General features: G+C 57.7%; 17 protein-coding genes and 1 riboswitch. Of the genes, 13 read left to right on the top strand and 4 right to left on the bottom strand.

Annotated features, from left to right (window positions below):
* The first annotated feature begins 5 nt into the window (after positions 1-5).
* Positions 6-1,115 (top strand): THUMP domain-containing class I SAM-dependent RNA methyltransferase, encoded by a 1,110-nt coding sequence (locus BUA39_RS05980; RefSeq protein WP_072791947.1) that lies wholly within the window; start codon positions 6-8, stop codon positions 1,113-1,115.
* A gap of 11 nt (positions 1,116-1,126) precedes the next feature.
* Here BUA39_RS05980 and BUA39_RS05975 read toward each other — a convergent pair whose 3' ends face one another.
* Positions 1,127-2,260 (bottom strand): amidohydrolase family protein, encoded by a 1,134-nt coding sequence (locus BUA39_RS05975; protein WP_072791946.1) that lies wholly within the window; start codon positions 2,258-2,260, stop codon positions 1,127-1,129.
* A gap of 355 nt (positions 2,261-2,615) precedes the next feature.
* Positions 2,616-2,716, top strand: a riboswitch (TPP riboswitch).
* Positions 2,717-2,771: 55 nt separating this feature from the next.
* On the opposite strand from BUA39_RS05975, the gene thiD reads away from it, so the two are divergent.
* The 11 genes from thiD to BUA39_RS05920 are packed head-to-tail and all read left to right on the top strand — an operon-like array spanning position 2,772 to position 10,824.
* On the top strand, positions 2,772-3,569 hold the full coding sequence (gene thiD, locus BUA39_RS05970; RefSeq protein ID WP_072791944.1) for a bifunctional hydroxymethylpyrimidine kinase/phosphomethylpyrimidine kinase: 798 nt from the start codon (positions 2,772-2,774) through the stop codon (positions 3,567-3,569).
* Positions 3,566-4,540, top strand: coding sequence for an FAD-dependent oxidoreductase (locus BUA39_RS05965; protein ID WP_072791943.1), 975 nt, complete (start codon positions 3,566-3,568; stop codon positions 4,538-4,540). Before thiD ends, BUA39_RS05965 begins: the two co-directional genes overlap by 4 nt.
* A gap of 1 nt (position 4,541) precedes the next feature.
* Positions 4,542-4,739: a sulfur carrier protein ThiS gene (gene thiS, locus BUA39_RS05960; protein ID WP_072791941.1), complete on the top strand. Its 198-nt coding sequence runs from the start codon at positions 4,542-4,544 to the stop codon at positions 4,737-4,739.
* A gap of 2 nt (positions 4,740-4,741) precedes the next feature.
* The gene (locus BUA39_RS05955) at positions 4,742-5,515 is read left to right on the top strand and encodes a thiazole synthase (protein ID WP_072791940.1); all 774 of its coding nucleotides are present in this window, start codon (positions 4,742-4,744) and stop codon (positions 5,513-5,515) included.
* On the top strand, positions 5,512-6,108 hold the full coding sequence (locus BUA39_RS05950; protein WP_072791938.1) for a thiamine phosphate synthase: 597 nt from the start codon (positions 5,512-5,514) through the stop codon (positions 6,106-6,108). Before BUA39_RS05955 ends, BUA39_RS05950 begins: the two co-directional genes overlap by 4 nt.
* Positions 6,105-7,076, top strand: a complete 972-nt coding sequence (locus BUA39_RS05945) for a HesA/MoeB/ThiF family protein (RefSeq protein ID WP_072791937.1) — start codon at positions 6,105-6,107, stop codon at positions 7,074-7,076. Before BUA39_RS05950 ends, BUA39_RS05945 begins: the two co-directional genes overlap by 4 nt.
* Before the next feature lie 31 nt (positions 7,077-7,107).
* Positions 7,108-8,043 (top strand): ABC transporter substrate-binding protein, encoded by a 936-nt coding sequence (locus BUA39_RS05940; RefSeq protein ID WP_072792674.1) that lies wholly within the window; start codon positions 7,108-7,110, stop codon positions 8,041-8,043.
* A 3-nt stretch (positions 8,044-8,046) separates the two neighbouring features.
* Positions 8,047-8,715: a thiaminase II gene (tenA, locus tag BUA39_RS05935; RefSeq protein ID WP_072791935.1), complete on the top strand. Its 669-nt coding sequence runs from the start codon at positions 8,047-8,049 to the stop codon at positions 8,713-8,715.
* Positions 8,712-9,431 (top strand): ABC transporter ATP-binding protein, encoded by a 720-nt coding sequence (locus BUA39_RS05930; protein ID WP_072791934.1) that lies wholly within the window; start codon positions 8,712-8,714, stop codon positions 9,429-9,431. Before tenA ends, BUA39_RS05930 begins: the two co-directional genes overlap by 4 nt.
* Before the next feature lie 2 nt (positions 9,432-9,433).
* A complete protein-coding gene (locus BUA39_RS05925; protein ID WP_072791932.1) occupies positions 9,434-10,087 on the top strand; it encodes a TenA family protein in 654 nt (217 codons plus the stop codon).
* Positions 10,084-10,824 (top strand): ABC transporter permease, encoded by a 741-nt coding sequence (locus tag BUA39_RS05920; RefSeq protein ID WP_072791931.1) that lies wholly within the window; start codon positions 10,084-10,086, stop codon positions 10,822-10,824. The genes BUA39_RS05925 and BUA39_RS05920 overlap by 4 nt, the downstream gene beginning before the upstream one ends.
* Here the strand turns inward: BUA39_RS05920 and BUA39_RS05915 are convergent.
* The 3 genes from BUA39_RS05915 to BUA39_RS05905 all read right to left on the bottom strand — a co-directional run bounded on the left by BUA39_RS05915 (position 10,821) and on the right by BUA39_RS05905 (position 13,542).
* The gene (locus BUA39_RS05915) at positions 10,821-11,270 is read right to left on the bottom strand and encodes a substrate-binding domain-containing protein (RefSeq protein WP_072791929.1); all 450 of its coding nucleotides are present in this window, start codon (positions 11,268-11,270) and stop codon (positions 10,821-10,823) included. The genes BUA39_RS05920 and BUA39_RS05915 overlap by 4 nt on opposite strands.
* Positions 11,271-11,327: 57 nt before the next feature.
* Complete coding sequence (locus BUA39_RS05910) at positions 11,328-11,807, bottom strand: LacI family DNA-binding transcriptional regulator (protein ID WP_072791928.1); 480 nt, start codon at positions 11,805-11,807, stop codon at positions 11,328-11,330.
* A 136-nt stretch (positions 11,808-11,943) separates the two neighbouring features.
* Entirely contained in the window at positions 11,944-13,542 is a 1,599-nt protein-coding gene (locus BUA39_RS05905; protein WP_072791926.1) for a phosphoenolpyruvate carboxykinase, read from the bottom strand.
* Positions 13,543-13,888: 346 nt separating this feature from the next.
* On the opposite strand from BUA39_RS05905, the gene BUA39_RS05900 reads away from it, so the two are divergent.
* Positions 13,889-14,593 carry a response regulator transcription factor gene (locus tag BUA39_RS05900; RefSeq protein WP_072791924.1) on the top strand — a complete coding sequence of 235 codons (705 nt, stop codon included), beginning with the start codon at positions 13,889-13,891 and terminating at the stop codon, positions 14,591-14,593.
* The last annotated feature ends 15 nt before the right edge of the window (positions 14,594-14,608 follow it).

Below are 14,608 nucleotides of genomic sequence, written 5' to 3'. Positions count from 1 at the left end.
GCGCCATGTCACAGCCCGAATCCTTTGCCATTTTCCTTGTTTGCCCTCCGGGGCTTGAACCGGTCCTTTGTGCTGAGGCGCATGAATTGGGCTGGGAAGCCGCCAAGCCAGTGCCCGGTGGGGTCGAGTTTGATGGCGATTGGACGGACGTCTGGCGCGCCAATTTGGAACTGCGCGGGGCTACGCGCATCTTGGTGCGCATCGGGTCGTTCATGGCGTTTCATCCGGCACAGTTGGATAAGCGCGCCCGCAAATTTCCATGGGGAGATATCCTGCGCCCTGACGTGCCAGTGCGCGTGAATGCGGTTTCGAAGAAATCCAAGATTTATCACGCAGGAGCCGCCAAACAGCGTGTCGAACGCGCGATTGCTGAAGAACTGGGCGCGCCGATCTCGGCTGAGGCCGAAGTGACGGTACATGTGCGGATCGACGACAATCTTGTGACGCTTAGCGTCGACAGTTCCGGTGAAACGCTGCACAAGCGTGGTCACAAAGCGGCGGTGGGCAAGGCCCCGATGCGAGAAACTTTAGCGGCATTGTTTCTGCGCTCGTGCGGTTATAACGGCAGTCAGCCGGTCCTGGACCCGATGTGTGGCTCTGGCACCTTTGTGATTGAAGCCGCAGAGATGGCGCTTGGTCTGCAAGCAGGTCGCGCACGTGGTTTTGCTTTCGAAAACCTCGCGAGTTTCGAGCCAGACAAGTTTGCCGAGCTCAAACGCAATGAGGTGAAAATCACTGCGCTTCGGTTCCATGGGTCAGATAGGAACGCCGGGGCGATTGAAAGCGCTGCGGCCAATGCAAAGCGGGCGGGTGTGGAGGGTGTCACCCACTTTCGGCAGGCTGCGATCAGTGATCTACAGCGTCCAGACGGGCCGCCGGGGTTGGTGATTGTAAACCCACCCTATGGGGCGCGGATCGGAGACAAGAAACAGCTGTTTGGCCTTTATGGGGCTATGGGGCAGCGCCTCAAGGAAAATTTCCAAGGTTGGCGCGTCGGTATGATCACAAGCGATGTGGCGCTGGCGCGGGCGACGGGATTGCCGAACCTTACCAATGGCGCGCCTATTCCGCATGGCGGTTTGAAAGTTCGGCTGTTTCAGGCCGGGCCGCTGTGACGAGGGGCGCGTCACTCTGCTGCCATTGATGGCACTTCAAGCAAATCTGCAAAGCGGCGTCGTGCTTCGCCATGAATATAAGTGATCCGCCCACGCGCAATGGTTGCTTCGATGGCACGGGTGTCTTGATTGATGACCACGAGATCAGCGCGTTTTCCAAAATCAATTTCGCCACGATCCGATAAGCGCATGATGTTTGCAGGTGCCTTGGACACCATTCGCCATGCGTGCTCTAGCGGCATGACGTTTTCGTCAACGATTTTAAAAACAGCCGTCGCGAGATCGTCAAAGCGCGCGCCAGACGCCAGCGCGACGCCGCGCCCGTTTGCGACCGCGTCCATGGCCCATGGTGATCCGTTCTCAGCCGGGTGCAAAACCTGCTGTGCCGTCAGCAAAACCGGGTCGTTGACGGCGCGTGCCAAGGCAGCCGCTGATCGCGATTTGGGATGTGCGCAAAGTTTCGCGCCGATCAAAGAATAGGTCTCGCGCGTATCACCTTCCCAGTCCTGCGCGCTGCCATAGACAACACCCAGCGTGTCAAAACGATCCGCCAACCGACACAGATGGCGCGGCACCTCTTTGCGGCAAGCCTCTGCCAAAAGTCGCGCCGCTGCATAGTCAGAGGTTGGCCGTTTGCTGAGGTCTTCTTGTTGCAGCTGGTTATAAAAGAGGACGCTGTCGATGGCTTCGCGGTCAACGAGTTCCAAAAGCCGATCACGGCTTTGCACCGCGTGAATCTCGCACTGCAGCTGCAAACGAAGATCGGTTTCCAAAGTTGGCTTTGCCATGCGAAGTGCGCGGGCAAAAGCTTCGGCATGATCCGGGCTGCGCGCACCGCCTTCCCAACTCCAGCGCTGAGAAAGCCAAGCGGTTGTCACACCGCTGCGCGCTGCGTCTTTCTCGGCAATGCTGATCGATGTTGCGCGTGTTTCTGGCGAGATGGTTGCGTCGTTGATGCGGTTCTCGCAGGCCGAAGACTGCAGATCGATGATGCCGGGCATGACATAGTAGCCGCTTAGATCAATTGCGGGCAGGGGGCCCTTGGTGATCCGGCCGCTTGCTAACGCCACCGAACGTTGCTGCATCGCACCGTCGCGCAGCGTAAGGGCGCCCGTGAGGCGCAGGGGTGGAAGTCTGACATGCATTGAACTGCTCCGGCGTGTTTGCCTTTGCTTTACGCGCCAAATGTAAAGTCAGAATGACACTTTTATCAGCTATTCAGCCTTATCTTACTCATTTTCGGGCTGTTTTCCCGTTTTTGAGTGCACTTGAGTCGGAAAATAGTGTGTACGCTGGGTTGTCGCCGCCCAATGCGCTGCTCTAGGTCGAAATTCTGGATTTCGCGCGGCCACGAAGACCGGTATTTCCATCTTGGCAACTTGGGCAGCCAGCCAGATTTGGCGGAGTCTGTCGAGGCACCACCCATCAGGCCAGACCTTGCCTATCAGGAGTCCAGTCACAGACTTCGCTTGCCTTTGACACCTGTTATTGTTAGCTCTGCGCCATCCGTTGGGGTGCTTGATGACAAGCTGAGAGGCGAATGCCAACCCATCGAACCTGATCCGGTCAGTACCGGCGGAGGGAACGGACCCAAAGACCGGCAAACGCCTTTCAGGTTCCCCCTCAGTCAATGACCATAACGGCAGAGGGCACGGCATGGCCAAAGCGGCTTTGACAATCGCGGGATCTGATAGCGGCGGTGGGGCCGGTATTCAGGCTGATCTAAAGACCTTCTCAGCGCTGGGTGTGTTTGGCACAAGCGCCATCACCGCAGTCACGGCGCAGAATACGTTGGACGTGACCGCCGTTGAAGCGATTTCAAATGAAGTTGTGGCAGCACAGATCAAAGCCGTTTTGGATGATATCGACATTCACGCCGTAAAAATCGGAATGCTGGGGTCTCCGGCTTTGATCGAAACCGTCGCGCGGGCGCTTGAGGGTTTCGATGGACCCGTGGTGCTTGACCCGGTGATGCTGTCGAAGTCAGGGGTCGCATTGCTGCCCGATGACGCGGTCTCGGCTTTGGTGTCGATCTTACTGCCCCGCGCGACGGTGTTGACGCCCAATCTGCCAGAGGCTGCAAAGATCCTCGGCGAAGACGAACAGCGCGGTGATGACGCGATACTGGCGCAGGGTCATCGCTTGCTGGACCTTGGCGCGCAGGCGGTTGTGATGAAAGGTGGCCACGCCGAAGGCGAGACCTGCCGCGATTGGCTTGTCACGCGGGATGAAGCGGTTCACTTGGATGCGCCGCGCATTCATACGCGGAATACCCATGGGACCGGTTGCACATTGTCCTCAGCGATTGCTGCGGAACTTGCCAAAGGCGCCTCTTTAAAGGCTGCATTGGAACGCGCGCATGCATGGCTGCACAATGCGATCAGCGCAGCGGATGCTTTGGACATCGGTCAGGGTCATGGCCCCGTGCATCACTTCCATGAGGTCTGGAGATGACCCAGACCGTCACCATCTTAGGGTCCGGTGTGGTTGGCTTGACCGTCGCAGCAGAACTGCACGGACGCGGCTACGCCGTTACCGTCATCGATCCCAATGGTGCACCCGGTCCGCATGGATGCTCTTGGTGGGCAGGCGGCATGTTGGCGGCCGATTGTGAGGGCGAGGTTGCTGAACCTGTCGTGGTCCGCCTTGGACGCGAGGCGGCGGAATGGTGGCAATCTGCTGGCGCAGAGATCACGTACAACGGCTCTGTTGTTGTCGCTTTGGGGCGTGACCGGCAAGAATTGGATCGCTTTGCACGCCGCACTGAAAATCACAAATTGCTTTCGCGGTCCGACCTTGCCGAGGTTGAACCCTTTCTGGCAGAGCGCTTTGACCGGGCGCTTTTGATGACGCAAGAGGCGCACCTCAATCCACGCCCCACCTTGCTGGCCTTGCGCAGCCGTTTGGCTGCAGAAGGTGTCTCCTTTGTCCAAAGCGGCGAGGAACATGGACAAGCGATCGACTGCCGCGGCTTGGCGGCGCAAGACAGCCTGCCGGAGCTACGCGGCGTGAAGGGTGAGATGGTGATCATCAGGACCAATGATGTCCAACTGGACCGTCCTGTGCGCCTGCTGCACCCGCGCTTCCCGCTTTATATTGTGCCGCGCGGTGACGGTGTGTTCATGCTCGGTGCAACTCAAATCGAAAGCGGAGAGCGCACGCGCGCAACCGTACGCTCTGTGGTCGAATTGCTGAACGCGGCCTATGCGCTGCATCCGGCCTTTGGTGAGGCGGAACTATTGGAAATCGGTGTCGATGCACGCCCGGCTTTCCCGGACAATTTACCGCGTATCACCGGCAAAGACGGCACGATTTACGTGAACGGGCTGTTCCGTCACGGCTATCTTCTGGCCCCCGCCATGGCGCGGATGGTGGGCGAACTGGTGATTGATGGCAAAACCCCTGAAATTTGGCACGAGGCCTGACATGAAGATCGTAGTGAATGGCGAAAAAGTTGAGGTTACAGAAACCGTTTTAGACGCGGTTTTGGTCGAACTAGGCCACGGCGACGCCAAGGTGGCGACCGCCGTGAACGAAGAGTTCGTGCCAGCGACCCTGCGCGCCGCGACCTCGCTTGAGGCTGGCGACCGGTTGGAAATTGTAGCCCCTCGGCAAGGAGGCTGATCATGCCGGTATTTTACGGAACCGACATTCAATCCCGTCTAATGCTGGGCACGGCGCAATACCCATCTCCGGCCATATTGGCGGATGCCTTTCGCCGTTCCAAAGCCGGGATCGCGACCGTCTCGGTGCGCCGAGAAAGCGGAGGTGAAAAGGCAGGGCAGGCGTTTTGGGATCTGATCAAAGAGCTAGATGTGGCTCTGCTGCCAAACACCGCAGGTTGCCATTCCGTGCGCGAAGCGGTGACCACCGCCCATATGGCGCGTGAGCTGTTTGATACCCGTTGGATCAAGCTAGAGGTCATCGGCCATGCGGACACGCTGCAGCCTGATGTCTTTGGCTTGGTCGAAGCCGCAAAAATCCTGACCGAAGATGGGTTTCAGGTCTTTCCCTATTGCACCGAAGACTTGGTGCTTTGTGACAAGCTGCTGGAAGCAGGCTGCGAAGTCTTAATGCCCTGGGGCGCGCCAATTGGTACTGGATTGGGGCTGAATAACATCTACGGGCTGCGGTCCTTGCGCGCGCATTTCCCGGATGTGCCCTTGGTGGTTGATGCAGGTCTTGGTGTGCCCAGCCAAGCGGCGCAGGCGATTGAGATGGGGTATGACGCAGTCTTGCTGAATACTGCCGTGGCCAAGGCGGGCGAACCGGCAGCCATGGCCGAAGCTTTCGCTCTGGCCGTCGAAGCAGGGGCCTTGGCCTATCAGGCTGACCCGATGGAGCCACGCGATATGGCAGCCCCGTCGACGCCTGTTATAGGAAAGGCGTTTCTCGAATGACCCTGCCGCGTTTCTACCCCATCTTCGATGATGTCCGCTGGCTCGAGAGGATGGTGCCGCTTGGCGTGAAGCTGGTGCAACTGCGCATCAAGGATACACCGATGGCCGAGGTCAAAGCCCAGCTGCAAGCGGGCAAAGACATCTGCGCAGACCATGATGCCATCTTGGTGGTGAACGATTATTGGGAACTGGCCATCGAACTTGGGTGCGACTGGCTGCATCTGGGTCAAGAAGACCTTGATGAGGCTGATTTGGACGCAATCCGGGCTGCCGGATTGAAACTGGGCGTGTCTACGCATGACACCGATGAACTGGACCGTGTGCTGGCATTTGACCCCGACTATGTCGCGCTTGGCCCTGTTTACCCGACCATCCTGAAAAAGATGAAATGGCATCAGCAGGGGCTGGGCAAAGTCACGGAATGGAAAGAACGCATCGGCGACACGCCACTTTGCGCCATTGGCGGCATGTCGGTGGAGCGTGCGCCGGGGGCTTTTGACGCCGGTGCCGATATTGTCGCTGCCGTCACAGACATCACCCTGCACGATGATCCTGAAGCGCGCGTGCGCGCGTGGCTTGAGGTCGGCGCATGAGCCGTTATGCCCGCCAAATCCAAGTCTCCAGCGTGGGGCCAGAAGGCCAAGCGCGAGTGCGGTCTGCGCGGGTTTTGGTGATTGGCGCAGGCGGATTGGCGGCACCGGTGCTGCAATATTTGGTCGGCGCAGGTCTCGGCTATATCCGCCTTGTCGACCCTGACACGGTGGAACTGTCCAATTTACACCGCCAGACGTTGTTCCGCGAAGCAGACATTGGCAAACCCAAGGCTGAGGTTGCCGCGCAACATATGGCGGCGCTTAATCCTGACTGCGAGGTCGACGCAAATGTCACGCGGTTTGACCCTGCGAATGCTGGGCAATTTTGTGCCGGGGTGGACCTTGTCATCGACTGTGCCGACAGTTTCGCGGCGTCTTATGTGGCCAGTGATCATTGCCTTGGGGCGAACTTACCAATGGTCAGCGCCTCTGTTGTCGGAACCGAAGGCTATTGCGGGGCATTTTGTGGCGGCGCGCCTAGCCTGCGCGCGGTATTCCCAGAATTACCCGAACGTCTTGGCAGCTGCGATGCCGATGGCGTTCTTGGCCCTTCGGTGGGGGTCGTTGGCAGCCTGCAGGCGCAAATGGCACTGGCATTGATCGCGGGCGCAGACCCATCTCCGCTTGGGCAGCTTGTCAGCTATGATGCTGCGGCCCTGCGCTTTGGTGGCTTTCGGTTTGACAAGGCACCGGAACCGATGGGCGGCCATCGATTTATTTCTGCAAGCGCGCTGCGAGACAGCGATTGTGTCATTGACCTGCGCGCGGCGACCGAGCCCGGCCCGCGACTGGAGACTGCGACCCGTGCGGAAGTTGCTCACTTTGACAGCCCCTCCGCGCCTTTGCCTGAAAGCGGACAGCGGATGGTCTTGGCCTGCCGCTCTGGCCTGCGGGCTTGGCAGGCGGCGGACCGCGTCAAACATCACTGGAATGGAGAGATTGCACTTGTCGCCTTGGGCGATGGGTGAGGGATTTTAGGAGAAGACCCAAATGAAACCGATGAAGAAATTTCTTATGGCAGCCGCGATGTTGTCCGCGACCCCGGCCTTTGCTGTCGACAAAATGACCGTCCTTTTGGACTGGTTCATCAATCCTGACCACGGCCCGATCATTGTGGCGCAGGAAAAGGGCTTTTTCGCAGACCAAGGCCTAGAGGTTGAAATCGTGCCGCCTGCAGACCCATCCGCGCCGCCAAAACTGGTCGCCGCTGGTCAAGCTGATCTGGCGGTGTCCTATCAGCCACAGCTTCACCTACAGGTCGCCGAAGGTCTGCCGCTGGTGCGCGTGGGCACCTTGGTTGCAACACCGTTGAACTGCTTGCTGGTTCTGGAAGACGGCCCGATCAAGGAAATCGCCGATCTTAAAGGCGGCAAGGTCGGCTATTCCGTTGCGGGTGTCGAAGAAGCGCTGTTGGGCACAATCCTGAACACCCACGGCCTGTCGATGGATGATATCGAACTGGTCAACGTGAATTGGTCTCTGTCCCCCTCTCTGATGTCAGGGCAGGTGGACGCGGTGTTGGGCGCGTATCGCAATTTTGAACTGAACCAGATGGAAATCGAAGGCGTTGAAGGCAAATGCTTCTACATCGAAGAAGAAGGTGTGCCGACTTATGATGAGTTGATCTACGTGGCCCACAAAGAGACAATGGATGCCGACAAAACCCGCCGCTTCCTGCGCGCAACCGAACTGGCGACCCAATACATTGTGAACCACCCGCAGGAAAGCTGGGAAATCTTTGCTGGCACCTCTGCTGAACTTCAGGACGAGCTGAACGAAAAAGCATGGGTCGACACGTTGCCGCGCTTTGCCCTGCGTCCTGAGGCGCTGGACGAAGGCCGTTATGTGCGGTTTGAGCAATTCTTGGCGGATGCAAAGTTGGTCGAAGGCACCCGTCCGGTGTCTGAATTGGCTGTCGATCTGGGTGCAGAGTAACCCATGTCTTACGGCAAAACATTCCCGCTTTGGCGGGACGCGGCGGGCCAGAATTGGCCCGCTTACGTGGACCACGCCTTTGTAAGAGGTCTCAAAGACGGCACGCTGCCGCGCGCGGCCTTCCTGCATTATCTGACGCAGGACTATGTCTTTCTGATTCATTTCTCGCGCGCTTGGGCCTTGGCCGTGACCAAAGCGGAAACACCAGAGGAAATGCGCCTCTGTGCTGGGACAGTGAATGCGCTGATCAATGAAGAAATCGCGCTGCATGTCAAAACCTGCGGCGAAGCGGGCATTTCAGAGGCAGATCTGTTTGCCGCTGAAGAACGTCCGGAAAACCTCGCCTACACGCGCTATGTCTTGGATGCAGGGCATTCGGGTGACTTCCTTGATCTGCTGGCGGCGTTGGCCCCCTGCGTTTTGGGCTATGGGGAGATCGGCGCGACACTGATCAAAGACCACGCGCCGGCCTATGCAGAGTGGATCGGCACCTATGGCGGGGATGAGTACCAGGGCGTCTGCCACGAAGTTGCGGCGCTGATCGATGCAGCGGTGGTGCGACGGTTAGGGGATAATCCTACGGAAAGCCCGCGCTGGGCCAGCCTGTGCAAACGGTTCGATATGGCGACCAAGCTGGAAGTCGGCTTTTGGGATATGGGGCTGCGCCCATGACCCTTGCCCCGGCGCTTTACATGCAAGGCAGTGCAGCGATAGACGGCGTGCCGATCTTTCGCGCGCTGGACCTTCATGTGGCAGCGGGGCAATGGACCTGTTTGCTTGGCTCCAGCGGGGTCGGCAAATCAACGGTTTTGAAACTCTTTGCTCGGCTGGCAGAACATGTCGAGTTCAATGGAGAGTTTGGAGCCGAGGGTGGCGACTTGACAGGACGCGTGGCCCTGATGGCGCAGAGTGATTTGCTTTTGCCATGGCTCTCGGTTTCAGAAAACGTCGCGCTGGGCGCGCGTCTGCGTGGCGACGCGCCGGACAAATCAAAGGTCAGCCACGTGCTTGATCGCGTTGGGTTGGCGGATAAAGCCGCCCGGAGGCCCGGCGAACTCTCAGGCGGGCAACGCCAGCGCGTCGCCCTCGCGCGTACATTGATGGAAGATCGCCCTGTGGTTCTATTGGACGAGCCATTTTCGGCTTTAGATGCCAAGAACCGATCTTTGATGCAGGAATTGACGGCAGAGGTTCTGCAAGACCGAACGGTTTTGCTGGTGACCCATGATCCGGTGGAAGCTGCGCGGCTTGGGCACGCCATAAATTTGATGACAGACCGTGGAATTGAAACGGTCACGCCACCACCGGGCACTGTTCCCCGGGCGGTGGATGATGAAATTGTGTTGAAAGTACAGGCTGCCTTACTTGCGCGGCTAAGAGAGGATTGAAGATGCGTCCGACCGATATGTTGAAGATGAAAGCCGCTGAGGACTGGATCTTGGCCACACGTCATCCGTTTACGGCAGCCTTGGCTGACGGCACGCTTAAATCCGACCTGATGCGCGGGTATTTGCAACAGGACTATCTGTTCATCGATCAATTTGTCCGCTTGCTGGCCACAACCATCGCTCATGCCCCGACTTTGGCGGACAGCGTGCCCGCCGCGCAGTTTCTTGGTGTCATCACCGGGCCGGAAAACACATACTTCCTCCGCAGCTTTGAGGCGTTGGATATTCAGCCCGAAGCTGACCCAGCGCCAGAGACGGTGAATTTCCAGAACCTGATGGAAGAGGCGCGCCTGTCGGGTCGCTACGAGATCATGTTGGCGGTGCTTGTTGTGGCCGAGTGGGTCTATCTGGAATGGGCGACGCCTTTTGCCGACCGGATTGACGATTTACCCTTCTGGTTTGGCGAATGGATTGCACTGCATTGTGGTGAGGGGTTTGAAGGTGTTGTTGACTACCTGCGCGGTCAACTCGACACCGTATGGGATGGCCTTGAGCCGCACGAACAAGCCATGGTCGAAGAATACTTTTGCGAAGCCGTCAAACGCGAACGCGCCTTCTTTGAAGGCGCTTGGGCAGGCTTTCCGGTCGCCTCATGAAAAGTTGGCAGGCAGGCATAGCGTCGGCCCTTTTGGGGATCGCGATTTGGCAAGCCATTGTCTGGATCGGCGATTTGCAGAAGTTTATCCTGCCCGGTCCTGCTTTGGTCGCCGAGACGCTTTGGACTAGCCGCGGTTTCATTCTTGAAAACGCATGGATCACCCTGCAAGAGGTCCTGTTGGGGTTGATCCTTGGTGCGCTGATTGGCGGCATCAGTGCGATCATGCTGGCCTCCTCGCCGGTTGCGCGGGCGCTGGTGCGGCCAATGCTGGTGTTTACACAGGCGATCCCGGTCTTTGCCCTCGCGCCGATCCTGAACCTTTGGCTTGGATTTGGGCTGACCTCCAAAGTGGTGATGGCGCTGATCATTGTCTATTTCCCGGTGACCTCGGCATTCTTTGATGCCTTGATCCGCGTAAACCCGGATTGGCTGGGCCTCGCGCGCGTCATGGGCGCTGGTAAGTGGCGCACCATGTGGCACATCCGCATTCCGGCGGCGTTGCCGGGGTTTGCCTCTGGGCTACGGCTGGCCGCTGTCTATGCCCCCATTGGGGCCATCATTGGGGAATGGGTCGGAGCCTCTAAGGGGCTTGGCTACCTTATGCTGCTGGCCAACGGGCGCGCGAAGATCGACCTGATGTTCGCGTCTTTGATTGTGCTGGCCGTTATGGCGATCTGCTTGCATTCGTTGACAGATTTGTTCTGCCGCAAGTTTTTGGATCGGTCAGAAAGCTAGTGCGTATCCCGCTCTATCAATTCCGGGGTGACCCAAATCGTTTCGGGTGACCGTTCAGGATGTTCCAGCCTTTCCAGCAATAGCTGCGCTGTTTTCTTTGCAATCTCAGCATTGGGTACGCGCATCGTTGTCAGTCCAAAACATGGCCAAGCAGCCATTGCGCTGTCGCCGTAGCCGACAACGGTGAGGTCGCGCGGCACCCGGAGGCGGAAGTCGTCGCGGGCAACAGTCAACGCGCCAAGCGCAATCTCGTCATTCATGCAGAGGATCGCATCTAAGTCGTGTTGGTCCAGCAGGGTTTTCGCCGCTGTGGCGCCACCGTCGAATGTTGGTTGGGTCTGTCCGGTCGCGATGAACCCCAATCCGGCCTCTTTAAGGGCTGCGGGCACGTGTACCACGAACCCAGCCGGGGTGATAAGCGCGATCCGTCGTCGCCCGGTTTGCACAAGCAGCGCTGCCAGTTGATTGACGCCGACAGTTTGATTGTCAAAGATACCAACAACTTATTTCATCCGTTCAATTCCGCCAGAGAAGATCAGCGGGATCTGGTCCTGTTGGCTCACCCGGTTGGCCCAGTCGTCGTGTAAGCCAGCAGGCAACACAAGCGCCTCAACTGCAAAACCAAGCTGCACTGTCAGACTGTCTGTTTGCTGAAGGCCAGGGTCCGTTAAGACAATGGGCCATTTACCTTCCCGCGTCAGCGCGGCGCACAAATGCTCTAGCCAGACAGAATCCGCCCCGGCCAAGAATACCGCGATGAGGTTTGTGGGCGCGTTTTGGGTGAGCGTCTCGGATGTTTCAGGCACAAATCCTAATTTGTTTGCAATGCGTAGAATGCGTTCTTTCTTGCTGGGGGTCAGCAACGCACCGGGCATGTAGGCCCGCAAGACAGCAGACCGCGAGACACCGGCGGCTTGCGCAACCTCAGAGGCGGTGACGCGGCGCGGACGTATGGGTTTGACAGAGTCTGATTTGCTTTGCATGGCACTGATTTGACATAATCCCAAATCTTCGTAAAGCGGCGGTAAAGCGCCTGAGATCGTTGCCTTCGCTCAGACGAAAAACCCGGCCACAAGGGCCGGGTTTCAATGGAAATATCAGAGCGACTTTGCTTTTGGCTTACCCAATCGCGACCGCGCGGACATCGTTGTCGATGAAGGGCACGTATTGCTCAAAATTGTCGGCAAACATCTGGACCAGTTTCGCTGCCTGTGCGTCATAGGCGGCTTTGTCGTCCCAAGTGCGGCGCGGGTCCAGTAGAACCTCTGCAACACCGGGAACCGTAACCGGTACCTCAAACCCGAAGTTAGGGTCCTTACGGAACTCTGCGTTCACAAGCGAGCCATCCAGCGCCGCGGTCAGCAGACCACGTGTGGCGCGGATCGGCATACGCGAACCCGTGCCATAGGCCCCACCAGTCCAGCCAGTGTTGACCAGCCAGCATGTCGCGCCGTGCTTGGCGATTTTTTCGCGCAGCAAGTTGCCATAGACCTCTGGACGACGCGGCATGAAAGGCGCGCCAAAGCAGGTAGAGAACGTTGGCTGAGGTTCGGTGACACCACGCTCGGTTCCTGCAACCTTCGCTGTGAAACCTGACAGGAAGTGGTACATCGCCTGCGCCGGAGTCAGTCGCGCAATCGGAGGCAGTACACCAAAGGCATCACATGTCAGCATGATGATGTTCTTCGGGTGGCCACCAATCGCTGTCTGAGACGCGTTTGAGATATAGTGCAGCGGGTAAGCGCAGCGCATATTGGCCGTCAGGCTGTCGTCTTCGAAATCCAGCTCTTTGGTGTCCGGGTCGTAGACCATATTCTCGATCACTGTGCCGAACTTGGTGGTGGTCGCGTAGATTTCTGGCTCTGCTTCCGGGTTCAGGTTGATCGTCTTCGCATAGCAGCCACCTTCGAAGTTGAAGGTCCCCTGATCAGACCAGCCATGTTCATCATCGCCAATCAGGATGCGATCCGGGTCAGCGGACAGAGTTGTTTTGCCCGTACCAGAGAGGCCGAAGAAGACTGCCGTGTCGACTGCGTTGTTCTTGGCGTGGTTGGCCGAGCAGTGCATTGGCATGATGCCTTTTTCGGGCAGCAAGTAGTTTAGCAGGGTGAAGACAGACTTTTTGTTCTCACCCGCGTATTCCGTACCGCCGATCAGGATCAACTTGCGATCAAAGTTCAGCGCGATCACCGTGTCGGAGCGGCAGCCGTGTTTCTTTGGGTCCGCCTTAAAAGTCGGGCAGTTGATGACGGTGTAGTCTGCCACGAAATCATCCAGATCTTCGCGATCCGGGCGGCGCAGCATGGTACGAATAAACAGCCCGTGCCATGCAAGTTCAGTCACCATGCGCACGTTGATCGAATGGCGCTGGTCAGCACCCCCCACCAAATCCTGCACGTGGTAGTCCTTGCCTTTCATGTGCTCCAGCATGTCTTGGTGCAGGGCATCAAAGCCAGCGGGCGTCATTGGCGCGTTGTTTTCCCACCAGATGGAGTCTTCCACGCTTTCGGTCCGCACAACAAATTTGTCTTTTGGCGAACGGCCCGTGAATTTCCCGGTCGTGGTCAGGAAAGCACCGCCATTGCCGAGCGTCCCTTCGCCGTTCTTCAGCGCCGTTTCGATCAGCGCTGGTTCCATATAGTTATAATAGACATTTCCCAGACCTTCGATTCCTTGATCTTCCAAGCGGAACTGCGGGTTTACCCGTCCAAATGTCATTGTTTAACTCCTGTTGCCGCGCTGGTCGCGGCGGTCCTTTGTGCTGCAACGGGACCCTCACCCATGCAGATCCACCCCGGAAGCAGGGGGATAGGGCGCTCTTAACATGGGAGATTTTGGCTTGAATAGACTGATAGCGCTGCGTTAGCGCAATCAAGTTAATGTTATCGCAAACTCTTTGTAACAAAGTTACCTAGGGTGGCAGGATTAGCACGCAGTTAAAGAATTTTGCGAAAAATGACTGTCTGAGCAGGCTGATTCGCGGTTGGGGATTGATCGATCGGCGGAAAACGGCGCATAATGGGGCAAAAAATAGACATTGAGTGCAGTATAAGGGAACAAACCTATGTCCAAGATTGCTTTGGTGGACGACGACAGGAACATCCTGACGTCCGTCTCTATGACTCTTGAGGCGGAGGGTTTCGAAGTCGAAACCTATAACGACGGCCAGCAAGCCCTGGACGCGTTCAACCGCAAACTACCCGATATGGCCGTGCTAGACATCAAAATGCCCCGTATGGATGGCATGGACCTGTTGCAGCGTCTGCGCCAGAAGACATCGATGCCAGTGATTTTCCTGACCTCGAAAGACGATGAGATTGACGAGGTTCTTGGCCTGCGCATGGGCGCGGACGATTACGTCAAGAAACCCTTCAGCCAGCGCCTGCTGGTCGAGCGCATTCGCGCACTTCTGCGCCGTCAAGAGGCACAAAATGGCACCATCGTTGCCGGTGACACGGAAGACACCAAAGTGATGGAGCGCGGCGAACTTTCGATGGATCCGCTGCGCCATGCAGTCACTTGGAAAGGCAAAGATGTCACTCTGACCGTGACAGAATTCCTGTTGCTACAGGCCTTGGCGCAGCGTCCTGGCTTTGTGAAGTCACGCGACCAGTTGATGGACGTGGCTTATGACGATCAGGTCTATGTCGACGACCGCACGATCGACAGCCACATCAAGCGCCTGCGCAAGAAGATGCGGACAGCGGACCCAGAATTCTCTGCGATTGAGACCCTTTACGGCATTGGCTATAGATATAACGAAGAGTAATGGCTCTGGCCGAAG

Source organism: Cognatishimia maritima (genome assembly GCF_900129685.1).
In the GTDB taxonomy this organism is placed as follows: domain Bacteria; phylum Pseudomonadota; class Alphaproteobacteria; order Rhodobacterales; family Rhodobacteraceae; genus Cognatishimia; species Cognatishimia maritima.
The sequence above is the reverse complement of the archived record's forward strand: the minus strand, read 5'-3'. Positions and strand labels throughout refer to the sequence as shown.